Source organism: Desulforhopalus singaporensis, assembly GCF_900104445.1.
GTDB classification, from domain to species: domain Bacteria; phylum Desulfobacterota; class Desulfobulbia; order Desulfobulbales; family Desulfocapsaceae; genus Desulforhopalus_A; species Desulforhopalus_A singaporensis.
The window spans coordinates 75343-98078 of sequence record NZ_FNJI01000012.1 but is presented as its reverse complement, the minus strand read 5'-3'; the positions used below and the strand labels follow the sequence as shown (position 1 = coordinate 98078).

The window sequence follows — 22736 nt, the reverse complement described above, 5'->3', positions numbered from 1 at the left end:
CCTTGCAGCCTCATTGTCAAGAGTGTTACGGACGCAGAAAAATAAAAGAGGTATGTTGAATTATGGCAAGAATTACTTGTGAAGACTGTTTGGATAAGGTGGGCAATCAGAACCGGTTCAACCTGATTCATCTGGCGGTGAAAAGAATCAAGCAGCACCGCCAGGGAGAACCTTTTCTTGCCGATGGCAAGAATAAGGAAATTGTGATGACCCTAAGAGAGATCGCAGCGGGTAAAGTCAACTTCACCAACGTTGACAAGTTGCCGGATCAGTACGATACGCCCGATAAGACTGACGAGGATCTCAGCGAGAAAACCACAGCCATATCTTAACGAAAGAAAAAAGCAGCCCATGAGTATTGATTATTACGAAGTCCTGGGGGTCGACAGGAGTGCCAGTGCAAGCGAGATAAAAAAAGCGTATCGCAAGCTTGCAATGAAATATCATCCCGACCGGAATCCTGACGACAAAAAAGCCGAGGACAATTTCAAGGCGTGCACGGAAGCCTATGAGGTGCTCAGCGATCAGCGAAAAAAAGAGATCTATGACACTTACGGTCACGATGGATTAAAAAACAGTGGCTACAGCGGACCCGGGTCGGCTGAGGATATATTCTCAAGTTTCGGCGATATTTTCGGAGACCTGTTCGGATTTGGCGGCGGGGGCCGGGCGAGGGCCAGAAGAGACGGACCAATCCCCGGTAACGATCTGCGTTACGACGTGGAAATCTCTTTTATGGACGCCGTTCACGGTACCTCCAAAGAGGTGCAGCTGACCCGCAAGGATACCTGCTGGACCTGCGAGGGAACCGGCAACAGGCCCGGAAGCCAGAGACAGACATGCCCCAGCTGTAACGGCAGGGGTCAGGTGGTCCGCTCGCAGGGATTCTTCCAGATGAGTTCCACGTGTCCGCAGTGTCACGGAGAGGGCACCATCATTACCGATCCCTGCAACGACTGTCACGGTATGGGACTGGTTGAAAAAACCAAGAAAGTGGCGTTGAAAATCCCGGCCGGGGTAGATACCGGGGCGAGGATGCGTCTCCGGGGGGAAGGGGAAGGCGGTCGCCGCGGCGGCTCCTCCGGGGATCTCTATGTGGTGATTCATGTCGTTGAACATGAGTTCTTCAAGCGGGACGGAGATACGATATACTGCAAGTTTCCGATACCAATGGTCAAGGCGGCGCTGGGAGCTACGGTGGAGGTGCCGACGATTTACGGCAAGAAGAGTCTCAAGGTACCCGCCGGAAGCCAATCAGGAACCCTTTTCACCATCAGGGGAGAAGGGGTAACCAACCTCAGGGGGCACGGAAAGGGTGACATGGTCGTGGAACTCCAGGTCCTCACCCCGACCAATCTGTGCGAGGAACAGAAGAAAGTGTTGAAAGAGTTCGATACTCTTTGCGAACAGCACGGTCAGCATAAAGACGAAGAAGGGTTTTTCAAGAAGTTGTTTAATGAGGTGATGGGCAGAAACTAAAAGTTGTTTTGAGCCCGGATAAAACAATGATGAGCAGCGAAGAGAAGACAGATCAGGGGGAATTGACCCATTTTGACTCGCAGGGCAATGCGATTATGGTCGATGTCGGGGGCAAGAAAGATAGCGTCAGGGTTGCCGATGCGGCAGGCTGGATAAGGATGTCGCCGCAAGCCTTTGAAAAAGCCAAAAGCGGTACCGTGGCAAAAGGCGATGTGCTTGGCATTGCCAGGGTTGCCGGAATAATGGCGGCCAAAAAGGTGGACTCCCTGATTCCTCTTTGTCATCCTCTTCTTATAAACAAGGTAAGCCTCGACTTTTCATTCAGGGACGAGGACTATACGATAGAAATATTTGCAACTGTAGGTATTAGCGGTAAGACAGGGGTGGAAATGGAGGCGCTCACCGCGGTCTCGGTGGCGGCCCTGACCATCTATGACATGTGTAAAGCGGTTGACAAGTCAATGGTTATCGGCGATATCCGCCTGATCAAGAAAACCGGTGGTAAAAGTGGCACGTATATCCGGTCGTAACGACGGTAGCGTGTGCAGGGTTCGATGATTTACTGGTCGACTGAGGAGAAAGTGAATGGATAAGGAACAACTCGAATTTTTTCGTCATCAACTTCAGGGCAAGAAAGAGGAAATCTGGGCAGAAGCCGGGAAAACAATGTCTGAAATGACAGATCAGACAAGCAATGTCCCCGACCCCAATGACCGCGCTACGCTGGAGTCCGGAAGAAGCTTTGAACTGCGAATTCGTGAACGTGAACGGAGGCTGCTTACCAAGATAGAAGAAGCCCTGGTGCGTATTGATGAAGGCACCTACGGTATCTGCGAGGAGTGTGATGAGCCTATTGGTCTTAAGCGCCTTGAGGCGCGGCCGGTGACCACCCTTTGTATCGATTGCAAGACAAACCAGGAAAAGCAGGAAAAATCTAAAGGATTATAGGCGAGATGCCTGAGCTCCGCAAAGATCCCGTCCTGGGAAGATGGATCATCATTTCCAAGGAACGACAGAAGCGGCCCACGGATTTTCCTGTGGAAGTCAGCAGAGGCAGCGGTGGATTCTGTCCACTGTGTCCCGGCAATGAGTCGTTTACTCCCCCTGAGGTATATGCGGCACGTCCCGGCAACAGCCCCGCAGACAGTCCCGGGTGGGATGTCCGGGTGGTACCGAACAAGTACCCTGCTCTGGTCATAGAGGGGGAACTGGCCAAGGAAGGGGTCGGCCAGTTTGATAAAATGAGCGGAATCGGGGCCCATGAGGTGGTCATAGAGTGTCCCGATCACGATGAGCGTTTCTCCGACCTCAGTCCCGAGAAAATGGCCCGGGTTTTCCAGGCTTACAAAGAACGTATCCTCGATCTTGAAAAAGATCACAGATTCCAGTACGTCATGGTTTTCAAAAACCATGGCCAGGCAGCGGGAGCTTCACTAGAGCATTCGCATTCCCAGCTGATCGCCCTGCCCATATTGCCCCGGATGATCGTTTCCGAACTGGAAGGTGCAAAGTCCCATTTCAACTATAAGGAGCGCTGTATCTTCTGCGACATCATCCGCCAGGAAATTCAGCAGGAAGAACGGGTCGTATGCCAGAACGAACTGTTTATCACCATCACTCCCTTTGCGCCGAGGACCCCTTTTGAAATGTGGATCCTGCCGAAAACCCACAGATCATCATACTACGAGATGAACGAAAGGGAGCTGGAGGCGCTCTCTGAACTTTTCAGGGAGACCCTGCAGCGGCTGTGCGGGTGCATTAAAAACGTTCCTTATAATTTTGTCCTTCATACCGGACCGCTCAGGTCCGGGAATCTTGAGTACTATCACTGGCATTTTGAAATTGTTCCTAAATTAACTTCAATTGCCGGGTTCGAATGGGGTTCCGGGTTCTACATCAACCCGCTTCCTCCGGAAGAGGCTGCCGCATACCTGCGGCAGGTTGAGAACTAGACCGGTAAAGGGGGGCTGGCGATGAAAAAAATATTGCTGGTTGATGACGAACAGTCTATCCATACGGTATACACAGCGGAGTTCGAAGACGAGGGGTATGAAGTCATATCGGCTTTTGACGGGGATGAAGGGCTGGAAAAATTCAGTAATGAAGCCGTCGATCTCGTGATCCTTGATATTCACATGCCAGGCAAGACCGGCATTGAGGTTTTGCGCCAGATGAAAAAACTCAAGGCCGACGTACCCGTGATACTCTCCAGCGCCTACCAGGAGTATAAACGCGACCTGGGAAGCTGGGCATCCGAAGAGTATATCGTTAAATCCGGAAATCTCGACGACCTCAAGGCCAGCGTGAGACGTCTGTTGTCGGAAAAGAAGTAGACTTGACCGACGAAAGTTATCACCAGGTTCAAGAGAGTAAGCAACAGGGAAACAGATCGTTTTATGAAAGATATTCAAAGCCAGTTTGACAGCCGCAGGATCAATATAAAAAAAGTTGGCGTAAAAACCGTCTCCTATCCCATAACCGTTCGGGATAAGGCGCAGAAAAAACAGCACACAATCGCCAAGGCCAATATGTATGTGAACCTGCCCCACAAGTTCAAGGGAACTCATATGAGCAGGTTTGTCGAGATCCTCAACGAGTTTCATGGGGAAATAGACATTAAAAGCTTTGCCGCCATTCTTGGGAAAATGAAGGACAGGCTTGACGCTGAAGCGAGTCACCTGGAGCTTGAATTCCCTTATTTCTTAAAGAAAAAGAACCAGTCCGGAGCAGGCAGACTCGGCAACTACCAGTGTGCTATGCACGGTTCTCTTGAAAAAGATGACGATCTCATCCTCAGTGTGGACGTCCCCATAAGCCTGCCGATAAGCGAGAGCAAGACACGGAGGTTGCCGGGGTCCATGGGCAGCTGGGGAAAAGTTGAGGTGAGTGTTCGATTCAACCAGTTCTTCTGGATAGAAGATATCATCGTGCTGATCGAAAACGCGATAGAACTCGAGTTGAACAAGATGCTGGAAAATGCTAAAGCTACACTGTCCGTTGAGACTCTGGCCAAGACTGTCGGCGAACATCTTGAAAAAGTCGAAGCCATAAAATGGTTTTCCCTGACCGTACACAATTTCGGGGAGGAGTGTTCCATGTTTGCCACCATGGAGTCCCGGTGACGTTACGTACAAGACCTCGTATCCGCATCTGACGAGAAACAATAAATAAAAAACTACTAATTTGGATTATGCGTGATCTACTTTTTGAAATAGGTACTGAAGAAATTCCTGCAGGTTTTATGAACATTGCATACGATCAACTTGCAAAGGGCTTCAGCAGCAGGGCTGCTGAACTTAAAATCGGTCACGGTTCCATCAACGTAACGGGAACGCCGAGAAGACTTGCCCTGATGGTCAAGGATGTGAGTGAAAAGCAGGAAGATATGAGGCAGGAACTGCTCGGTCCCTCAAAAAAAGCGGCATATGACAATGAGGGCAACCTGACCAAGGCGGCGGAAGGTTTCGCCCGCTCCAAGGGAGCGGATGTGCATGAGCTCAAGGTGGTGGATACTCCCAAAGGGGAGTATATGATGCTTATCAGGGAAGTAACAGGAAAGCCGACCGGCGATCTTCTACCCGAGCTCCTGCTGGCCCTGCTCAACGATCTTTCATTTCCAAAATCGATGCGATGGGGAAGCCTCAATGTTACCTTTGCGCGGCCGGTACAATGGCTGGTGGCGCTGTTTGGCGAAGATGTCGTCTCCCTTGAATTTGCCGGAGTGCAATCGTCAACCAAGAGCCGGGGCCATCGTTTCCATGCCAACCAGTGGATTGAGATTGACAATCCCCAGAGTTACCGGGAAAAATTGTTGGCAAACCAGGTAATGGTGGATCATGAAGTTCGGCGGCAAAAAGTTATTGAAGAGATCGAGGCGGCCGTTGCCAGAACAGAGGAGCTGGCCGGGGGCAGGGTCTTCATCGATCAAGATCTGGTCGACACCGTCAACAATCTGGTCGAGAACCCGGTTGGGGTATGTGGAACTTTTGAAAAAAAATTCCTGGAACTGGTACCCGAAGTGCTGATCACCTCCATGAAAGAGCACCAGAAATATTTTCCGGTGGTGGATGACAGAGGCAACCTGATGCCCGGATTCGTTGCGGTCAACAACACCACGGTCAACGATCCGCAAATTACCAGAATGGGGCATCAGAGAGTTTTGAAAGCCCGCCTGGAAGACGCGCTGTTTTTTTTCAACAGTGACAAGGAGGTTTCACTCGAGTCACGGGTTAATAAACTGGATGGTATTATTTTCCAGGCCAAACTCGGGACGATGCGTGAAAAGAAGGACCGGCTGGCCAAGCTGGCAAGGATTCTGGCGGAAAAGGTTGACGGTTCGTTGACCGAGGATTGCTGTCGGGCCGCCGAACTGTGCAAGGCAGACCTGATTTCCGAGATGGTCGGCGAGTTTCCTTCCCTGCAGGGAACAATGGGAAGCGCCTATGCGCTTAACGACGGTGAAAAGGAAGCGGTTGCCCTGGGAATCAAGGAACACTACATGCCCAAACGCGCTGGGGCTGAGGTCCCGACATCGGATGTCGGGGCGATATTGGGGCTTGCCGACCGGTTCGATACTCTCGCCGGATGTTTCGGGATCGGCCAGATTCCCACCGGCAAGGCTGACCCGTTCGGCTTGAGACGGATTACCCTTGCGATACTGCATATCATAGAAGAAAAGAACTACTCCCTTCTACTTGAAGAGATCTGCTCCAAGGCTCTGGCGCTTTACGGCAGCAAGGTTAACGGATCGGCTGACACTGTCGATGCGATAATGAAATTCATCCGGGACCGTTTTGTCAATGACAGTGTCGCCGGCGGCGCTGAGGCGGCCGCGGTGGAAGCCGCGGTATCGGTGGCATTCAATGATGTCAATGATTGCATCAAAAGGACAGATGCGATATCACAAATCCGCAAGGATGCAGGATTTGAGGTGCTGTCCGCCGCATATAAACGAGTGAAGAACATTATCAAGGACAACAAATCCACTGAAATTGACGCCGACCTGTTTGAAAGTGAAGCTGAAACCCAACTCCATGAACTGACCAGGGAGGTCAACCTGGAAATGGGTGCGCTGGTGGCAAAACAAAAGTACTTTGGCGCGCTTCAGGCAATGCTGAAAATGAAGGAGCCTGTAGATACGTTTTTTGACAAGGTCATGGTCATGGCTGATGATGAGGCGGTAAGGCAGAATCGGCTCAACCTGTTGACAGCCCTTGGTGAGCTGTTCCTGATGGTGGGAGATATCTCCAGGTTCCAGGATTGATCTGCAGCGAACGCCTGAGAAAAAAAATAAAAAAGGGCTGTCCCGGTAAGCGCGGGACAGCCCTTTTTTTTATTCAGTCCGGTCTACCCGGAAGCAATATCTGGATTACTTCTGGTGACAGGTCTTGCAGCTGTTGATTTTTTTCGCCTTCAGCTCGGCATCCTTTTTAACCATTTCCTTATGACAGGCCAGGCAATTGCCGTGTCCTGCGCCTTTGATGGTGTCGAGTTTGAGCTTATCTGCGGTTTTTCCGGCAAGAACTTCTTCGTTGTGACAGGTCTCACATTTCTGGATTTCCATGCCCTCTGCGTACGGAACCTGCTTTCCGTCCGCCATGCCGTGATGGCATTCTGCGCACTCGAATTTTTCCTGATGCATCTTGTGCGGAAAGACCGCGGGCTTGGGTTTAGCGCTTTTTGAACCAACCATGGTTATCTCTTCAGGCCCGGTGTCGCTTCCCATGGAAAGTACCGCAGATCCGGTGAGAACCAGCATTGCTATCGCGCTACAGGCAAGAATTTTTTTCAGCATGATGACTCCTCGTCTAGGTAAAATTATCTCTTGAACATGTCTTGTGTTCTAAACTCTCAAGTCTAATTATATACAGTTTTTCCTTAACCTTGTCAAATACCATAACCTGTTGAAATAAAATGACAATGCCACGTTGTGGCACCTGGGGGGGGTCAGCCCGAACCGTAGCTGTGTAGCCCCGACAACAGAAAATTTACCCCGTAGTAGGTAAAGAGAACCGAGATGAAACCGAAGATCGACAGCAGGGCGATAGGTTTTCCGGCCCAGCCTCTCGTATATCTCGCGTGCAGGGTGAGTGCATAAAAGAACCAGGTGATCAGCGACCATGTCTCTTTAGGGTCCCAACTCCAGTAGGTGCCCCATGCGGAGTTGGCCCATACTGCCCCGGTAATAATTCCGGCACTCAGCCAGATGAAGCCGAACACCATTGTCTTGTGGGTGATATCGTCGAGGACCCGCTTTTCCGGAAATCGTGTGGCGAGAAAGGAAGTTTTCTCGCCGTCGTCCTTTTTGAGCAGGTACATGACGCCTAGTCCCGCCGCAATGGCAAAAGCGGCATACCCGACGAAACATGTAACTACATGGGCGATAAGCCAGTTGGACTGAAGCGCGGGAACCAGTGGACTGATGGTTTTGCTGATATCGGTGGAAAAGGATGCATAAGCCATCGCCAGGAAGGCAAAAGGCATGGCAAAAGCGCCTATAACCTTTGTTTTCACTTTCCATTCAATAATCAGATAGACTATGGCGATGGTCCAGGCAAAAAATACCACGGATTCGTACATATTGGTAAGAGGGGCATGGCCGATACCCAGTTGATACGACTCTACCCAGCGCAGCCCGATGCCGACGGTCTGGACCAGCCAGGCAATAAAGGTGAAAACGGTTGCGAACTTCCCGAGTTGCGGGGCCTTGAATACCAGAAGCGCTACGTAGAGCAAGGTCGCGAGCAGGTAGGTTAGGGTAGTTATGCCGAGCAATTGAGAACTTTCCATAGGTGATGCTCCGTGTTTTCTTCGACCTGATCGAGTTAATTACGAGTCATTTGTTTGTTATGCTATGTTTTTGTTAAACATATCAAGTGGTAACGTTTTTGTCGATATGTTCTTCGATTTTTTCAAACTGGCTGGTAAAGGAGAACCTGTTCTTGTTCACACTTCCCGCAAGTATCAGTTCCGAGGAGTGATTTTTTTCTGAAAAATGGAGCCAGATTTTCTTGTGGGACATGAAAAAAGCCATATAGAGACCGAGCAGCATCAACAGGCACCCCAGGTATACAATCCATACCCCGGGGTCTTTTGCCACTTGCAGGCCGGTGGCGTACATCTGCTTTACCGATACGGCGAATCGTCCGGTTCCCACGTCAAAGACCTCAGTGGTGTTGTCATCAAGCCATTTGGAGACTGCGGGACTATCGCCGTACTTGAACCAGATTTTCGACCGCGTAACCCTCTGGCCGAGAGCTTCGGCATTGACGACACCGAAACGAACCTGCTTGTCCTGCCAGGTGAACTGTTTTTGGAACGGGACCGAAAATGTCTTGGCATCACCGTCGGATTCATCAGTTATGGTGAAAATAAAGTCCTTGTAGCCCTGGTAACTGGATTGATAAAAGGTTATTCCTCTGTACTGCAATGGACTGTTGACTTCAATGGTCTTGGTAAAAACTTCCTTGCCGTCTTCTATCACCGTAAGACTGGACTGGTATTCCTTGGGCATGCCGTTTTTATAGAAATCGATAGCAAAGCTGTTGCACCGGATGGCAAACCCCAGATCGATGGTGGACTGGTTTTTTGATGAAAATATTTTCTCGGCCAGGTTCAGCTCGGGAATCATTATGCTGCCCTTGAATCCCGTGAAATGGCCGACGATAGCTCCGAGGAAAATCACGAGTATGGAGAGGTGGACGAAGTAAACGCCGAGGCGGCTCCATCTCCCTTTCTGGCTGAAAAAAAGCAGGTTGCCCTGGCGGTCTTTTCTGGCCGCAGGTTTCCAGCCAGCTTCCTCAAGCAGTTTCCGGCACTGGTCGCCGGATAAGGGCGGTTGGTCGGCTGTGGTTGTCCAGGTGCGGCTGAGCGTCATTTTCTTAAGGTTCTCCGCAGCGACATCACCGTTATCGGCGGTTATCAGGCGCCACACTCTCGGCAGCCGTTCAATGCTGCAGATAATAAGGTTTGCGCTGAGCAGTCCAAGCAGGCCGAGAAACCACCAGGAATAGTACATCTTGGAAAAATCGAGAACATCAATGAATCTGGCAAGCTTGATGCCGTAATTCTGCACATAATACGCAGCCGGCTCACCCTGGGGAACAACGGTACCGATAATGGACGTTACCGCGAGGGTGCAGAGGGTGAAGATAGCCAGCTTGACAGAGGCGAAAAAATCCCAAATTTGATTAAGCACATTCATGGAACAGTCGAGTTTCAGGTAGTGGTTGATAGTTTAGGTGGACTGAAAAAATCTTATTCGATTGGATTCAGAAGGGTTTGATTAAAGTCAATTTGATTTAATTCTCCCGACAATGAGAAGCAATACCATACCACACCTTGCCAAGATTGTAACTTAAATCGTCATCTGATATTTTCCATCGGCCCGGACGAGACTACCGCTCCCGGCGTGTCTGGAAAAACAGATTTTTGCCGAGCTGATACCGTATGCATTTTGAAGGTGCAGGCCATGGTTCTCATGCGTGGCATTAGGGTGGGGCAAGGATATTAATAATTGCAAAAAGATTGAAAAAACTTGCCTTACAAAAAAAAAGAAGGTAAAAAGGAAAATTGCGATTTTTAATAACTAATGCACAATTCAAAGTTTCCCCTACCTCAACGTAGACGGGATGCCGCATATAAGGAGAATGCTATGGCTAAAGTATGTGAAATCTGTGGTAAAGGGCCGGTAACAGGAAATAACGTCTCCCATGCCCATAACAAGACGAGAAGACGCTGGTTGCCCAACTTGAAAATGGTGCGTATGGCCACCTCCGGCGGCAATACCAAAAAGATGAAAGTATGCACTCGCTGCATTCGTTCCGGAGCCGTCGTCAAGACAGCATAAGTTGCTGATTATTCAGGAGTTTGGGCGGGAGGATCGGGATTCTCTCGCCTTTTCTATTTAGTCGGGAAAAATGGCCTGGAGCGTTGCAGGCCAGGTTATCTTTATCGGGGCAATATAATGAGCGAAGAAAAGATTGAATTCATCAGTTACGAGGACGCGATTGCTCTTGTCGGGGCTATCCAGGAAGAAGAGGATATAGATCGTCCCAACAAAAGGATCTTCACCGTGTACAGCATCGAAGACAAGGAGCTGTGCTGGTTCGATTATGAAGAGGTCATAAAAGACGTGGGCGAAGTCGAGGCTGGCGAGCGAAAGGAAGCTGTCCAGAATTATATTCTCAATCGCATCCCCACCTGGGTCAGGGAATTATAGTCCTAATTTTTTGTGCCGTGCACGGTGGGTCCACCACAAGATTGCCGAAAAAACCGCTAATCCGCTTCCTGGAGCCAGTCTTTGAGTGGCAGCGGATAAAGGTTACACTGCAGGTAACCGTCCTCACTGTACCCAGAGACAACTTCGTGCCCCTGCTGAAATACCGATACCGGTCTGTCGGAAGATACCACGACGACAATAGTCTCCGGATGCTGCGCGGTAAAGCGTAGCGCCGAATTGTACCTGGCCCCCCGTGCCCGGTTCTCGTTTTTTACCCGAAATCCATCAAGAAGACAGGCGAAACTGTGAAGATGGAGATCCGCCCTGATGTGCAGCCCCCCATCAACCTTTGCAAGCGCTCCGGCAAGCTGCAGTTTGTCAAGGTCCCTGAGATCGATTGACGGGGCGAGAGCCTGCCCGGATATGTCGATTGGCTCGGGAGAGAGGTCGATTACGATGGAGCAGCCGAACATCCTATCCTCTGCATTGTGCACCAGGGACGCTACGATCTTGAATATGTCGTTTCTGACCTCCGGGTCGATATTGAAGTCGAGCAGTGCTTCTTCTACCTCAAAAAGCTTCGCCCGGTGGGTATTGGAACTGTAGCTGCCGTCCTGGAAACTGCAGATGGTCTCCTCGTTTGCCGAAATGAACCCAAGTTTCCCTTGAAAATCTGCTGCGATATGGAAAAAGTCCGGTTTTTTTCCAGCAATACCGACAATATTTTTGCCGTCGGCAATAAGGCTGCGATGGGAGTGCTCCACGGCCTGGAGGAGTTTTCTCACGTGTTTGAAATTGGTCAGAAGGGGTTTGTCAGTCCCCCTGAATTTTGTCAGAAAATCTATACGGTCAAGGAGCCTGGGTTCGACGTAGCAGAGCGTCCCGAAAGGCCGGGCACCTTCTTCATTGGTCTTGGATATGCCGAGGATCGCCTCAAGCATCGGGTAAATTTGTATCTGCACGTCAAGGCCCAGGAACATGCCGGACATGTCCACAAGGCAGTCATGGACTGCGTGGGTTGCATATTCGCGGAGAAAACTGCCGGAAATTCCGGTATAGAGATTGCTCTCGTTGGCGATGTCGTGGGAAAGTCGTAATACCGCATGTTCGAGCCAGCATTCGGTCGGGCAGAGTGAGCAGAGATTCGGGTGATGATCGGTAAACCACATCTGGTAATATACGGGATAGGAGCTCCCGCCATTGGAGATCAGACCGTCGAGCTGCAGGTTGTCCTGGGGTTCGATGCGGTTGTAGGATATGTTGCTGCTGTCCGGATCAAACTGGCTGCACCAGTTGTCGCTGTTGAGGTAGATCGCTTTCAGCTTTGGTTCGTATCCACGCAGCAGGTTCTGCGGGTCGCAGATATAAAGTTCTTCGTTTTTTTTGATGCTGAAAATTATTGCCGAGCGGCTGGGGCCGGAAAACAGTGACAGCCCGTCGCGCAAACCGGTCAGGGTGTCACTGATGCATCTGTTGATGAATTTGAAATTAGTCACAGGCTACGGTCCTTGATGAAGAACAAAGAATTCGACTCTCCCTGCTCTTCATCATACCATAAATCATCGCTCTCTCACCGATTTTTCACGGGAAATTACAATTTGTTGCTGTTCGCCGCAGGTCTGTTACCAGCGGTTATGGTTTTTTCGATACCGCTGGTCATACCCGTACCGATGGAAAGACCGATCGTGCCCGCTGTCGTGGTAGTACCGTACCGGCTTGCGAGTAATGCAATGCTGATGAATGCGGTAATGGGGGACATAACGCTTCTGGTAATACCTGGGAACCGGTCTCTGGGGGTGGTGAACGATTGGCGGACGATGGCGGCGATCATGGTTGTTTGCGACAATGACCCCGACAACTGATCCTAATGTTGCGCCGATAAGCGTCGACTCCGTGTTTCCACCAATGGCCTGTCCGACCAGCGCTCCGGTTCCGCCGCCTATTATAAGACCGTTGGCCGTGTTGTTTCTTGCCTGGGCCTGGCAGGTGAGAACCAGGGCGATGATAAATGCTGCGAAAAAACTGATTGCTGTTTTCATGGTGCTTCCTCCTCTTGGTCGTGGTTTGTCTTCTGCTTTTTCTTTCTTTGTAAGTGCTCAAAGGAGATAAAAGAAGAGTACATAAGGAGATATCGCCACGATGTGGACCCGACATAGGGTAGACATGCGCTTGTTGCGGGGTGTTTGGGTGGACCGAAGAGAGAACGGAGTGAGCCGGCACCACGGGTCGGCTGGCTGCGCAGGCCAACGGCGAGGAAGAAGGAGGAAGGGAAAAAGTTGCCCGGTAAATGTTTTTACGGGTGAACCTGGAACTCGGTATACTTTCCGGTCCGTGGATCGCGGAACCGGATGGAAGCCTTTATTGTACCAGATAGCGGACGATCGAGGGTCGTGACAAGGTTTAGTGTTCCGGTTTTGACGTTGGTGAAAAGCCACTTGACTACGCCGTTTCTGCGGTTGATTTTCTTTGCCGGCGGACTGGTCCTGACAATGGCGTTACCGGGTGAGAGATACTGTTCGACGATGAGCGTGGCGGGGGAAGGATGGGAAATCCGGATACTCAGTACGATATTCTTGTCGTCTGATGAAATAAAGCCTGCTGAAACACCGTTTGCTGCCTGCGCCTTCGCACCCGGTGCAGCGACCAGGCAGCAGAACAGGATAACAGACAGGATATTGCGGTGAAAACAGGTTCCGGCAGCAGGATGAGTTGAAGGCGGGGAGGTATTTATCATAATGTTCTCTTGCGTTCTACCAATTGTAAAAAACGTTTAGTCGAGGATTTCGATCCGTCCGGTATCACTATGCCAGCGGTAGCCGGAACCGAGCCAGATCTCTTCAACAAGATCAATCTCCTCCTCTAACCCGGCAATATCGCTGTAACGGTCGTAAACGGTCAGTATTTCCTTGTCGTTTATAACGTTATCAAGGTTTTCATCGGCCCAGTGATAGCTGGACAGTTTCAAGTGGAGAGTTCCCGCAAGGTCCTGCGCATCCTTGTCCGAAACCGAACTGGTCCCACTAAAAGAGATGGTGTCTCCCGGGGAACCGGAAAATTTTACGTTGTAGGCAAAGGTGGTGTTGCCGTTTATCTTGCCGAGCCAACGGATGGTGGAGCTGTCGGTTTTGTCTCCGGAAATGGCGGGGGAAAAAGACAGAAGTTCAGCATTTTCAGGCAGCTGTTCCTTGAGGATCAGGGCAGTTGGGGATTTTGCTGGTGATGTTACCTCGATCAGGATCGGCACCAGCCGGTTAGGAAGACAGTGTTCCGGAGCTATCCTGACGGCTGACACCACGGTTTTTGATGGGGAGTACCAGCGGAACCAAAAGAAGAATAGCAGGGCCAGCAAAATAAGCAGGGCCAGGGATAGCGACCAGGGCGCCTTCAGGGGGCGTTTCGCCCGCACTGTTTCCCCGGCCTGGGAAACAGTGCGGCCTGAAGTCACCTCACCTGGCGGCGGATCGTCTTTCGGAGGGGGGGCATCCTCCTGTTCGCTTATGTCCTCAAGAAGATCTTCAAGACAGACGCCAAGGGTCTCCGCAAGTTTCAGACCGTTTTCCCGCTTGATGCTCGGGTAGCGTTTATTCTCCCATCTTGAGATTGTATCGGTTGTAACCTCAACCCCGGTTGCCACATACAACTGAGTCAATCCCTGCTGTTCCCGAAGTCGTTTGATTTTTGCCCCGTCGATTCTGACCATGGTCATAGGGCCGGGAAAGGAGTTTTCGCTCATAGTCTTGTAAGGTAAAGGTAAAAGGCTGGTCTTGGTTCAGAAAGTAAAATATTTTCCCAGACAAAGCAAAAAAAACTTTACCGGTAAGGTCCCGACATTGCCCCATGTCGCCTTCAAAACCGGCTTTATCGGCTCTAAGGTAGAAGTTGAAACTAAGAGTTGTGTCGATAAAACAAAAGATATGCAGGAGAAGGAGCTATGAAGAAATTAATGACTGCAGCCGTTGTCGGCCTGGGTTGCCTGCTGTTGCTGTCATCTTCCTGTTATGCGGCCAGCGCCAGGTGTGTGGTGGTGACCAGAGCGAAGACGAAGATGGTGATAGAGTGCGGAAAAAACGTAAACGGTTTTCAGGAGGGGCAGAAAATAAAGATAAAGACGGACCGCGGAAAAAAATAAACCACGTCAGCACCAGTCGAACCGGACCATGTTCTCAAGGGGTGAAATTTTCAGCGCCTTGACCTTGACCACAGTGTTGGGTTTTATCCCTCTGCCCCCCGGTGTCGCCAGGTCGATATCCATGAGGATATCCGTAAGCAGCAGGTTACATCGTTTGGGGCCTGCCTGTATGACGATGGCGTCAAGACACTGCCCTTTACGGTCTTCGAGGTATTTCAGCAGCCAGTAGCGCTGACGCTGGTGTCGAACATTGTTGGCGGTGGTGACCGTCCTGGTGAGGACGGAGGTGAAATCCTTGCACATCTCTTCTGTAAAACAGGGTTCCCTGCGGCGGACAATGCTGTTAATCTGGTGCTGCATGACCAGGTCAAGCAATCTGCGAATAGGGGAAGTTATGGTGGTATAGTGAGCGACCCCAAGCCCTGAGTGGGGTTTGGCGATGGTGGAAAGCTCTCCCCTTGGCATATGTTTGCGCTGGAGCGTATTCTGGAACAGGTCGTCGTCTTCGCCGTGAACGACCCTAGTCTGCAGCTCAGGCTGCGACCGGAAAATCCCCGGCACCATTCTGTCGGCGATATATTTGGCCGCTTCCCTGTTGGCCAAAATCATCATTTCGGACACGATGGTACGTGCCGGAGTGTCGCTTTTTGCCAGGTTGACATGCACTTTGCCGTTATGTTCGACAAAGATATTAACGTCGGGAAATGGGAGCAGCAGCGCTCCTTTTTCAAGTCTTGCCAGCCGAAGTTTTTTGCGCAGCATGTCAAGCATTGCGATCTCCGGGTCGCTGTCGAGCATCTTGTCCACTTCATCGTAGGTAAGCCTCCTCCTGACCTTTATGATCGACGGCACTATCTTGACATTGAGAACTTCCGCTTCGGCAGAGAGCAGGATCATAAAGCTGAAAGCGGCCCGGACTTCGTCCTGGATAAGGCTGCAAATCCCCTGGGAGAGATGCCTGGGCAGCATGGGAACCTGTCCTTCAGGAAAATAGATCGAGGTGCCGCGCCGCATTGCTTCGGAAAAAAGAGGATCTCCGGGCTTCACGTAGTGGGCGACATCGGAGATGTGTATTCCGACAAGATAGTTGCCGTCCTGTTCTTCAACAGACAGCGCGTCGTCAAAGTCGAGAGTGGTGGGGCCGTCAATTGTGATCGGCCCAAGATGGGTAAGATCCCGGCGGCCAGGGTCGTCAAAAAGCTCAGCCTGCCCCCGTTGCAGGACGAGTTCCGCCTGCTGTCTGGAGGCCAGGGAAAAATTGACCGGCAGATCGGCACGCAGCAGAGGCAGGTTTTCGTTTGGCGACCAGATACCGGCTTTCACCAGGAGATAGTAGGGGCTGTGGGGGGTGGTGAGGCCGGCTTGCTTCAGCACTTTCTGGGCGACTTCAGCTTCGGCGGCGTCGGTGCCGCAGAGGTAGAAATCCCTGATCAGGTTCAGTGTTTCATGGTGCAGCGGGGTGAGGTCGGCCGGATTGAACGAATTGTCATTGAGGGCGGCCAGCGCCTTTGCCCCCTCATGTATCAACTGGGCCCTTTTCTCCTCTTTTTCCTGCTGGACTCTGAGCTGTTCCACCTTTTCAGGATTGTTGGCAAGAACCCTCCCTTCCTTGTATTTAAAAAAGAGTTTATCGCTGAACACACACCGCAGAAAAGCCGAAACATTGTCGTCGTTGGCTTCCTCGCCAAAGGTCAGTTCTGCAAGAAACGAGGGGGTGAATACCGAAGAGTCAGCCTCTGTGGCCAATTCCCATATTTCCTCGAGATCGACAAGTTCCATCAGGGAAAAACGCTTTTCGGTAACCTCCTGGAGAGATCTGGCCAGGGACTCCCTGCTCCCCTCGGTGGAGTGGGTGGTCTTCGAGCAGTGAACGACCCTGGAGAGCGGCAGGTTCACGTCACGGCCGTTTTGATTGAGAATGCGCACCCGTCTCGGTTGGCTCTCTGTTACCAGAGCACAGACAAATTTTCCGTTGTCGAGGTATTCTATGAGTTTTCCGGCAACAATCATTGAAGTGTGTGGTGGGTCTTGATTACATTAATATTTAAGTGGCGAAGAATTACACTTTTTTGTTTAAATATTCAATGAATAGAATTTACAATTCAAAGTATACCGGATATCGCGTTAAATTATAGAAGCAATATCCCGGCAGCGTATTATAGTGCCATGTTCTCCGGTTTGTCTATCGTCAATGACAAATGGGTCACAATATAGTGTACCAGGGATAATTGCCAAGGTAATTGTTGTTATTTAAAACTCATCGTATTCTTGTCACATGGATGATCTTTTTGGAAAACCGGTCAAATCCGGTATAGTCGCAATAGTAGGGCCGCCTAATGCGGGCAAATCGACCCTGCTCAACTGTCTGCTCGGACAGAAAATCTCGATTGTTTCCCCAAAACCGCAAACAACCAGAAACAGGATCGTCGGCATCGTCAACGATTCTGAGTACCAGGTTGTTTTTCTCGATACGCCGGGACTTCACAAGGCAAGGGAACCGCTCAACATTGAAATGGTTCGGGTAGCCCTGGAGAGTCTTGCCGAAGTCGATCTGGTGTTGTTTCTGGTCGATATCTCACTGCCGCTTCCTGAAAAAATTCAGCAGAAAAGAAATGAAGAGGTGTCCGAGTATCTCAAAAAGGTTGAAAGTCCGGCTATCATGGTACTGAATAAGGTGGACCAGATAGATAGAAAAAAAGTGCTGCCGTTTATCGATGCCTACGCCAAACTTTTCCCTTTTCAGGCGGTGGTCCCTATTTCGGCACTGACCGGAGACGGGGTCGACGTGCTGCTGGACGAGATTGTAACCCGCCTTCCGCTGGGACCGCGCTATTTCCCGGAGGATATCCCGACCGATGCCTCAGAGCGCTTTTTGTGCGGCGAAATAATCCGTGAGAAAGTGTTCTTACTTACCGGCCAGGAGATACCATATTCAACAGCGGTATTGATCGAGTCGTTCAAGGAGGACACTGATAAAAAACTCGTTACCATCCACGCAGCCGTGGTTCTGGAAAAAAATTCCCAGAAAGGAATCGTGATAGGAAAGGGCGGGAAGAAACTGAAATCGATCGGCATCGCCGCGAGAAAAGACATTGAAGCCTTGATCGGCACAAAAGTGTTATTGAAATTGTGGGTGAAGGTGAAAAAAAACTGGTCGCAGGATGAGCGCTTTTTAAAGGAGTTGGGAATGTGACAGCCCGGCCTGGTCCTTTAGCGGCTGCGGCAAAAAGGGATCTCAGGCCGGAACAGGTATTGTAATGTCAAAATAAAAAACGCTGCACAGCGGGTAGAGACTCCCGCTGTGCAGCGTTTTTTGTTAGCACCAACCGGTTGTTTTACTGTTTCTTGCCGAAGGTTGCATAGAGGTCGATACTTTTTAAAATATTGTATGCCGTGCGAAGCTGATTGTCCTCTGCAAGTTTTGGTGAAAGGGCAGGGGGGGGCGTCTCGTCTCCACCCTCGGTGGGAGATATGTTGGCAGGGAGGTGGCCGTCCAGGTCAGCTTCTTTCAATATTTTGTGGGAATTCTGATCCGGTTGCTCAATGCAGGGTGCGAGGGGAACTTCAACATCGGGAACAATTCCTCTTGCCTGGATGGAACGATTATCGGGGGTAAAGTAGGTTGCCGTGGTCATTCTCAACCCTGCGCCGTCGGGCAGAGGTATGACTGTTTGAACCGACCCCTTGCCGAACGTTCTCATTCCGACTATTATCCCGCGTTTCTGGGCCTGGACCGCTCCCGCGACAATTTCAGAGGCGCTGGCCGAACCTTCGTTGACCAGGACAACCAGCGGCATCCGGACATCGTTTGGCTGACTGTGGGCAGTGTAGGTGTTGTCCTGGTCGGCCCGCCTGCCCCTGGTGTACACGATATTCCCTGACGAGAGAAAAACGTCGGCAACGGCAACCGCCTGGTCGAGCAGCCCGCCGGGATTGTTGCGGAGATCAACTATCAGTCCTTTGACTTTTTGCTCATCGTTAAGTTCGTTGAGCTTGACCTTGAAGTCTCCGGCGGTGTGGCTCTGAAAATTTGTTATCCTGATATAGCCGAATCCCGGAGCGAGAAATTCACTTTTAACCGATTGAATGGAGATCAGCTCCCTGGTCAAGGTGAACGTCTTGGCCTCTTCCCATTCCTGCCGGTGTACGGCAAGAGTTACTTTCGATCCTGTCGGACCCCTTAGTTTTTTAATCGCTTCAAAAGACCCCATATTTTTAGTTTTTTCACCGTCTATTTCCAATATGACATCATTGGCCTGCAGCCCGGCGCGGTCTGCAGGGGTGTCGGCAATGGGACTGACAATGGTGAGAAGTTCGTTTTTAATGGTCACTTCAATGCCGATGCCCGAAAAGGATCCGCTGGTTTCTTCCTGGAGTTCCCTGAAGTCTTCCGGCGGCAGGTAGGATGAGTGCGGATCAAGAGAGAGCAGCAACCCTTTTATGGCACCGTTGAGCGCTTCCTTGGTGTCTATCTCGTCAACGTAGTTCTGTTGCAGAATGCTGAGAACGTTGGAGAAAATTTCGAGCTGCCTGTACGTGGTGCTCTGCTGTTCCTGGTCGGTATCGGCGTAAGCCGGAGCTTGGAGGAGCAGGAAAAATGTCAGGAGAGCACAGCAGCTGCGGGAAAAAACGGTTATTGATGTCATGACTGGCAATGGGGTTGAATTGGTTGAGTTGTTGTCCTAACGGCTATGGTTGAGCAATTGCGTCTGCTGCGGGTGGCAGCGCCTGTCGTCAATGGGGTTTCCATGGGCACCCATCACTGTTCTTTGCGACAAAAATAACAGGTGACAATTCTATCGTTGGGACAGAACCATCTTGTCCGGGTTAAGCCACAACAGCGGATCAAGGGATTGTCGGCCATGGCGTATCTCAAAATAGATCCCTCGGTTAAAAAGGGTCGCGGTGTCTCCGGCTATGCCGATTTTTTCATGGGCGGCTACTTTTATGCCCTTGCTGACACCAAGTTTTTCCAGACGTGAAGTTACCGTATAATATTGGTATCCGTGATGGATGATTACGGTATTGCCATACCCCCTTAAATAATCTGAAAAAATAACCTCTCCTTCACTGACCGAAACCACCGGGGTGGAGTCCGGCACCCTTATCTCTATCCCTGAAGAAGTGCCTGTTATTCCGAATTTATCCTCTATTTTCTGGCCGAAAATCGTGACGATGACGCCGTTTGCCGGGGGTGACAGGCTGCCCTTGTTGGCGATAAATCCTTGTTCCAGGATTTCATGCTGGTTCTTGATGGCAACGATGGAGTCGACCAGGGACCTGGACGCTTCGTTGAGCTCATCAACCGCCTGCTGGTGGAGTTTTTCCTGGGTGCGGACCCGTACCAGAAGGTCGCTTTTGCGGACCTTGGACTGTTCGAGGTTGTCCTTTTCCTGCCTGGCCTGGCTGAGAAAATCTTCCAGCACCTCTTTTTCAAGCTCAAGGGCCTGTTTGGCGCGCTGCTGCTGGTCCATGGTCTTCTTGTATTTTACCAGCACTTCCCTGTCGTAGTTGATAAGATGATCGAATGCTTCGCGAAACGAGAGGAGCTCCGGGAGGCTTCTGGTTGAAAAACTCACGTTGAGAATCCCGATATCACCCATTGTGTAATAGGCGGTGATCCTCTTCTGGAGATGTTTTTCCACTGTGTCTTTCTGGGCCTTTATAATGTAGAGCTTCCCCTGCTGATCCTCGATCAACAGCTCCTGACGCAGCACTTTCAGCTTTATGGCGTCGAGTTTTTCCTGCTGGCCGGAAATCTGCTGTTCGAGTCGCTCGAGCTCAGCGAGTATGGACTGTTCTTCCTGGCGGCTTTCAGAAATTTTTTGCTCCTGGCGGCTGATGCTTTCCTGCAGCCGTTGTACATTGGACCGTACCCTGGCCACCTCGTCCTGTTCGGCACCGGACCAGTGGCAGGTTGCCGCCACAAAAAGAAGAGCCAGCAGCAACCGGTTAAGGCGGACGGGGATCCTGCGGCTGGCGCCGCCTCCATCTTGCGAAATGGTACCTGCGACAGGGAGCGGGCCGGCAGCTTTCAGGTTCAAGGGGGTCATGGGCCGATAGCTCTAGATTCGGAGGAATTTATGCATGGTCGAATAACTTCCCAAGGTGCACAGGAGTACCGAGACGCAAATGATTGCCAGGCTGACACTGGGAGAAAAAAAGGAAAACTCAAACATGTTGAGAAATCCCGGTCCGGAAAAATGATTCTGTATCCACTGAAAGAGAATGTAGAGTGAGGCGATACCAAAGGTCGACCCCAGCACTCCCTGAAGCAGTCCTTCAAGGAAAAAAGGAGTCCTGATGTAATTGTTGGTGGCGCCGACGAGCTTGAGAAGTTCCAGCTCGTCCTGTCTGCCGAGAATAGTGAGGCGGATGGTGTAGGCAACCATGAAGATGGTAGTCATTATGAGTAAAATTCCGCTGAGCGCCACGATTATTGATATCAGCCTGGTAAAATTGTAGAATCTTTCCACCCATTCCTGGCCGTACTGTACCTTGGTTGCCCCGGCAAGTTTTCTCAGATATGACGAGAACAGCTTCACCTGGTTGAGACTGCTCAGGGTTTTCAGGGGAATTACCTCGATCGACGGCGGCAGAAAATCTTTCGGCATATCATCGAGTACTCCCCTGTTGTCCCCCAGTTGTTCGGCAAATCGTTCGTAGGCGTCGATTCGCGAGACAAAACGTATGGACTCGACCTGGTCGAACTGTTCGATTTTCTTTCTGAGCTGTTGCTGCAGCTCAGGCCCCGGTTCCTCTTCCAGATAGACTATAAGGCGCAGATCGTCGCCGAGTTTGTCGCCAAAATGAAGCATATTGGAGTAGATCAGGTAGAAAAAAGCAAAAATCAGCACCGACAGGGTCACGGTAAAGAGCGTCATGAGCTGGGACCCCCAGGTCTGGCGCAGGTTGCGTCCCACCTGTCGTATCACTGTGAACCAGAAGCTCATATTAAAAGCCCTCCCGTGAGCGAGTGGACAGCTCCGTGCTTGAGTTCCATGACCCGGTGTGGCGAGTTTTTGTAGATGGTTTCATCGTGGGTGGCGATAACTATGGTAGCCCCGGATTTGTTGCATTTATGCAGAAGATTCATAACCCTTTCCGTGGTCGCAGCATCCAGGTTGCCGGTAGGTTCATCGACGAGAATCATTGTCGGTGAATTGGCAATGGCCCGTGCCAGGGCAACGCGCTGTTGTTCGCCGCGGGACAGCTCCCCGGTTATGGTGCCGTGCTTGTCGGTGAGATCGAGCTGCTCCAGGAGTTCCCTGACTCTTTTCCTGATAATCTGCGGTTTCTTGTACGAAACCTCCATGGAGATGGCGATGTTTTCAGCGGCTGTCCTGTCGGCCAGCAGCTTGAAGTCCTGATATGCCACCCCGATTCTCTGCCTCAACCTGGCAAGTTTCACACCTTTGAGCTTGCTTGTCGGTTTTCCGGCGATTTCTATCAACCCGTTGGAAGGAAGTTCCATGGAGCTGACAAGCTTGAGTAGCGTGGTTTTTCCCGCTCCGCTCTTGCCGATGATAAAGAAAAGTTCCCCGGTGGAAATAGAAACGGAAACATCCTGCAAAGCGACGACATTTACCGGATAATATTTGGAAACCTTGATCATTTCGATCATCGCCTCCTGCTGTCTGCTGACTGATTTTTTGTTCATACGCGTTACATTGTGGTGCAGCTCTTGATTACAAAAACGTCTACGGTAAATGTTATGGGTATCCTCGTCGCAGTGGTCGGGCAGCAGCATCCCGGGCGGTTTTGCGCCAAGAGCGGTCACCTTTGTGCTGCTGCTTATGCTCAGAATAAAAAAATATATAGTATTCAACAACGAAACGCAAATTCTCAGACAGGAAAGCGCAAAGAAAATAGCGCAGCGAGGCCCAGGCGGACCAGCCGGCCAGAACC

At 50.8% G+C, this 22736-nt stretch carries 24 protein-coding genes; 12 read left to right on the top strand and 12 right to left on the bottom strand.

The genetic code is table 11. From position 1 onward, the window contains the following. Nucleotides 1-62 precede the first annotated feature (62 nt). The 8 genes from rpoZ to glyS all read left to right on the top strand — a co-directional run bounded on the left by rpoZ (nucleotide 63) and on the right by glyS (nucleotide 6742). Entirely contained in the window at nucleotides 63-332 is a 270-nt protein-coding gene (gene rpoZ / locus BLQ17_RS10170; protein ID WP_092222461.1) for a DNA-directed RNA polymerase subunit omega, read from the top strand. 19 nt (nucleotides 333-351) lie between these two features. Next, on the top strand, nucleotides 352-1479 hold the full coding sequence (gene dnaJ, locus BLQ17_RS10165; protein WP_092222459.1) for a molecular chaperone DnaJ: 1128 nt from the start codon (nucleotides 352-354) through the stop codon (nucleotides 1477-1479). A 29-nt stretch (nucleotides 1480-1508) separates the two neighbouring features. Beyond that, nucleotides 1509-2009 (top strand): cyclic pyranopterin monophosphate synthase MoaC, encoded by a 501-nt coding sequence (gene moaC, locus BLQ17_RS10160; protein WP_092222529.1) that lies wholly within the window; start codon nucleotides 1509-1511, stop codon nucleotides 2007-2009. Between the two features lie 55 nt (nucleotides 2010-2064). Next, the gene (dksA, locus tag BLQ17_RS10155; protein WP_092222457.1) at nucleotides 2065-2427 is read left to right on the top strand and encodes an RNA polymerase-binding protein DksA; all 363 of its coding nucleotides are present in this window, start codon (nucleotides 2065-2067) and stop codon (nucleotides 2425-2427) included. A gap of 5 nt (nucleotides 2428-2432) precedes the next feature. Then, complete coding sequence (gene galT, locus BLQ17_RS10150) at nucleotides 2433-3431, top strand: galactose-1-phosphate uridylyltransferase (protein ID WP_092222455.1); 999 nt, start codon at nucleotides 2433-2435, stop codon at nucleotides 3429-3431. Nucleotides 3432-3452: 21 nt separating this feature from the next. Next, complete coding sequence (locus BLQ17_RS10145; protein ID WP_092222453.1) at nucleotides 3453-3812, top strand: response regulator; 360 nt, start codon at nucleotides 3453-3455, stop codon at nucleotides 3810-3812. Between the two features lie 63 nt (nucleotides 3813-3875). After that, entirely contained in the window at nucleotides 3876-4601 is a 726-nt protein-coding gene (locus BLQ17_RS10140) for a GTP cyclohydrolase I FolE2 (protein ID WP_092222451.1), read from the top strand. 68 nt (nucleotides 4602-4669) lie between these two features. Next, nucleotides 4670-6742, top strand: coding sequence for a glycine--tRNA ligase subunit beta (gene glyS, locus BLQ17_RS10135; RefSeq protein WP_092222449.1), 2073 nt, complete (start codon nucleotides 4670-4672; stop codon nucleotides 6740-6742). Nucleotides 6743-6847: 105 nt separating this feature from the next. On the opposite strand, the gene BLQ17_RS10130 is transcribed toward glyS, so the two are convergent. From BLQ17_RS10130 to resB, 3 genes are all read right to left on the bottom strand, one after another. Then, complete coding sequence (locus tag BLQ17_RS10130; RefSeq protein ID WP_092222447.1) at nucleotides 6848-7273, bottom strand: cytochrome c3 family protein; 426 nt, start codon at nucleotides 7271-7273, stop codon at nucleotides 6848-6850. 152 nt (nucleotides 7274-7425) lie between these two features. Continuing rightward, complete coding sequence (gene ccsB / locus BLQ17_RS10125) at nucleotides 7426-8268, bottom strand: c-type cytochrome biogenesis protein CcsB (RefSeq protein ID WP_092222445.1); 843 nt, start codon at nucleotides 8266-8268, stop codon at nucleotides 7426-7428. A gap of 82 nt (nucleotides 8269-8350) precedes the next feature. Continuing rightward, nucleotides 8351-9682 carry a cytochrome c biogenesis protein ResB gene (gene resB, locus BLQ17_RS10120; protein ID WP_092222443.1) on the bottom strand — a complete coding sequence of 444 codons (1332 nt, stop codon included), beginning with the start codon at nucleotides 9680-9682 and terminating at the stop codon, nucleotides 8351-8353. A gap of 450 nt (nucleotides 9683-10132) precedes the next feature. Here resB and rpmB point away from each other — a divergent pair, with 450 nt between their 5' ends. Both rpmB and BLQ17_RS10110 read left to right on the top strand, forming a co-directional pair. Beyond that, nucleotides 10133-10327: a 50S ribosomal protein L28 gene (rpmB, locus tag BLQ17_RS10115; RefSeq protein WP_092222441.1), complete on the top strand. Its 195-nt coding sequence runs from the start codon at nucleotides 10133-10135 to the stop codon at nucleotides 10325-10327. Between the two features lie 117 nt (nucleotides 10328-10444). Continuing rightward, on the top strand, nucleotides 10445-10699 hold the full coding sequence (locus tag BLQ17_RS10110) for a hypothetical protein (protein ID WP_092222439.1): 255 nt from the start codon (nucleotides 10445-10447) through the stop codon (nucleotides 10697-10699). A gap of 56 nt (nucleotides 10700-10755) precedes the next feature. Here the strand turns inward: BLQ17_RS10110 and BLQ17_RS10105 are convergent, their stop codons facing one another. From BLQ17_RS10105 to BLQ17_RS10090, 4 genes are all read right to left on the bottom strand, one after another. Beyond that, nucleotides 10756-12195 (bottom strand): DNA integrity scanning protein DisA nucleotide-binding domain protein, encoded by a 1440-nt coding sequence (locus BLQ17_RS10105; RefSeq protein ID WP_092222437.1) that lies wholly within the window; start codon nucleotides 12193-12195, stop codon nucleotides 10756-10758. Nucleotides 12196-12321: 126 nt separating this feature from the next. After that, nucleotides 12322-12738 (bottom strand): glycine zipper family protein, encoded by a 417-nt coding sequence (locus BLQ17_RS22570; RefSeq protein WP_176761171.1) that lies wholly within the window; start codon nucleotides 12736-12738, stop codon nucleotides 12322-12324. Nucleotides 12739-12992: 254 nt separating this feature from the next. Beyond that, nucleotides 12993-13433 (bottom strand): hypothetical protein, encoded by a 441-nt coding sequence (locus BLQ17_RS10095; protein WP_092222436.1) that lies wholly within the window; start codon nucleotides 13431-13433, stop codon nucleotides 12993-12995. 36 nt (nucleotides 13434-13469) lie between these two features. Continuing rightward, nucleotides 13470-14432 carry a helix-turn-helix transcriptional regulator gene (locus BLQ17_RS10090; RefSeq protein WP_092222434.1) on the bottom strand — a complete coding sequence of 321 codons (963 nt, stop codon included), beginning with the start codon at nucleotides 14430-14432 and terminating at the stop codon, nucleotides 13470-13472. Nucleotides 14433-14630: 198 nt separating this feature from the next. Between BLQ17_RS10090 and BLQ17_RS10085 the strand changes: the two genes are divergently transcribed. After that, the gene (locus BLQ17_RS10085; RefSeq protein WP_092222433.1) at nucleotides 14631-14828 is read left to right on the top strand and encodes a hypothetical protein; all 198 of its coding nucleotides are present in this window, start codon (nucleotides 14631-14633) and stop codon (nucleotides 14826-14828) included. A 6-nt stretch (nucleotides 14829-14834) separates the two neighbouring features. Here BLQ17_RS10085 and BLQ17_RS10080 read toward each other — a convergent pair whose 3' ends face one another. After that, a complete protein-coding gene (locus BLQ17_RS10080; RefSeq protein ID WP_176761170.1) occupies nucleotides 14835-16838 on the bottom strand; it encodes a ribonuclease catalytic domain-containing protein in 2004 nt (667 codons plus the stop codon). A gap of 265 nt (nucleotides 16839-17103) precedes the next feature. Between BLQ17_RS10080 and era the strand changes: the two genes are divergently transcribed. After that, nucleotides 17104-18021, top strand: coding sequence for a GTPase Era (era, locus tag BLQ17_RS10075; protein ID WP_092222431.1), 918 nt, complete (start codon nucleotides 17104-17106; stop codon nucleotides 18019-18021). A 142-nt stretch (nucleotides 18022-18163) separates the two neighbouring features. Here the strand turns inward: era and BLQ17_RS10070 are convergent, their stop codons facing one another. From BLQ17_RS10070 to ftsE, 4 genes are all read right to left on the bottom strand, one after another. Next, nucleotides 18164-19474: a S41 family peptidase gene (locus BLQ17_RS10070; protein WP_092222429.1), complete on the bottom strand. Its 1311-nt coding sequence runs from the start codon at nucleotides 19472-19474 to the stop codon at nucleotides 18164-18166. A gap of 150 nt (nucleotides 19475-19624) precedes the next feature. Continuing rightward, nucleotides 19625-20881 carry a murein hydrolase activator EnvC family protein gene (locus BLQ17_RS10065; RefSeq protein ID WP_092222427.1) on the bottom strand — a complete coding sequence of 419 codons (1257 nt, stop codon included), beginning with the start codon at nucleotides 20879-20881 and terminating at the stop codon, nucleotides 19625-19627. A 12-nt stretch (nucleotides 20882-20893) separates the two neighbouring features. After that, entirely contained in the window at nucleotides 20894-21781 is an 888-nt protein-coding gene (gene ftsX / locus BLQ17_RS10060; protein ID WP_092222424.1) for a permease-like cell division protein FtsX, read from the bottom strand. Continuing rightward, complete coding sequence (gene ftsE / locus BLQ17_RS10055; RefSeq protein WP_245695090.1) at nucleotides 21778-22488, bottom strand: cell division ATP-binding protein FtsE; 711 nt, start codon at nucleotides 22486-22488, stop codon at nucleotides 21778-21780. The genes ftsX and ftsE overlap by 4 nt, the downstream gene beginning before the upstream one ends. Nucleotides 22489-22736 lie beyond the last annotated feature (248 nt).

Excerpts from the sequence above, each read along its gene's own strand:
- rpoZ (WP_092222461.1), top strand. The coding sequence starts at position 63 with ATGGCAAGAATTACTTGTGAAGACTGTTTGGATAAGGTGGGCAATCAG.
- dnaJ (WP_092222459.1), top strand. The coding sequence starts at position 352 with ATGAGTATTGATTATTACGAAGTCCTGGGGGTCGACAGGAGTGCCAGT.
- moaC (WP_092222529.1), top strand. The coding sequence starts at position 1,509 with ATGAGCAGCGAAGAGAAGACAGATCAGGGGGAATTGACCCATTTTGAC.
- dksA (WP_092222457.1), top strand. The coding sequence starts at position 2,065 with ATGGATAAGGAACAACTCGAATTTTTTCGTCATCAACTTCAGGGCAAG.
- galT (WP_092222455.1), top strand. The coding sequence starts at position 2,433 with ATGCCTGAGCTCCGCAAAGATCCCGTCCTGGGAAGATGGATCATCATT.
- BLQ17_RS10145 (WP_092222453.1), top strand. The coding sequence starts at position 3,453 with ATGAAAAAAATATTGCTGGTTGATGACGAACAGTCTATCCATACGGTA.
- BLQ17_RS10140 (WP_092222451.1), top strand. The coding sequence starts at position 3,876 with ATGAAAGATATTCAAAGCCAGTTTGACAGCCGCAGGATCAATATAAAA.
- glyS (WP_092222449.1), top strand. The coding sequence starts at position 4,670 with ATGCGTGATCTACTTTTTGAAATAGGTACTGAAGAAATTCCTGCAGGT.
- BLQ17_RS10130 (WP_092222447.1), bottom strand. The coding sequence starts at position 7,273 with ATGCTGAAAAAAATTCTTGCCTGTAGCGCGATAGCAATGCTGGTTCTC.
- ccsB (WP_092222445.1), bottom strand. The coding sequence starts at position 8,268 with ATGGAAAGTTCTCAATTGCTCGGCATAACTACCCTAACCTACCTGCTC.
- resB (WP_092222443.1), bottom strand. The coding sequence starts at position 9,682 with ATGAATGTGCTTAATCAAATTTGGGATTTTTTCGCCTCTGTCAAGCTG.
- rpmB (WP_092222441.1), top strand. The coding sequence starts at position 10,133 with ATGGCTAAAGTATGTGAAATCTGTGGTAAAGGGCCGGTAACAGGAAAT.
- BLQ17_RS10110 (WP_092222439.1), top strand. The coding sequence starts at position 10,445 with ATGAGCGAAGAAAAGATTGAATTCATCAGTTACGAGGACGCGATTGCT.
- BLQ17_RS22570 (WP_176761171.1), bottom strand. The coding sequence starts at position 12,738 with ATGAAAACAGCAATCAGTTTTTTCGCAGCATTTATCATCGCCCTGGTT.
- BLQ17_RS10095 (WP_092222436.1), bottom strand. The coding sequence starts at position 13,433 with ATGATAAATACCTCCCCGCCTTCAACTCATCCTGCTGCCGGAACCTGT.
- BLQ17_RS10090 (WP_092222434.1), bottom strand. The coding sequence starts at position 14,432 with ATGAGCGAAAACTCCTTTCCCGGCCCTATGACCATGGTCAGAATCGAC.
- BLQ17_RS10085 (WP_092222433.1), top strand. The coding sequence starts at position 14,631 with ATGAAGAAATTAATGACTGCAGCCGTTGTCGGCCTGGGTTGCCTGCTG.
- BLQ17_RS10080 (WP_176761170.1), bottom strand. The coding sequence starts at position 16,838 with ATGATTGTTGCCGGAAAACTCATAGAATACCTCGACAACGGAAAATTT.
- era (WP_092222431.1), top strand. The coding sequence starts at position 17,104 with ATGGATGATCTTTTTGGAAAACCGGTCAAATCCGGTATAGTCGCAATA.
- BLQ17_RS10070 (WP_092222429.1), bottom strand. The coding sequence starts at position 19,474 with ATGACATCAATAACCGTTTTTTCCCGCAGCTGCTGTGCTCTCCTGACA.
- BLQ17_RS10065 (WP_092222427.1), bottom strand. The coding sequence starts at position 20,881 with ATGACCCCCTTGAACCTGAAAGCTGCCGGCCCGCTCCCTGTCGCAGGT.
- ftsX (WP_092222424.1), bottom strand. The coding sequence starts at position 21,781 with ATGAGCTTCTGGTTCACAGTGATACGACAGGTGGGACGCAACCTGCGC.
- ftsE (WP_245695090.1), bottom strand. The coding sequence starts at position 22,488 with ATGAACAAAAAATCAGTCAGCAGACAGCAGGAGGCGATGATCGAAATG.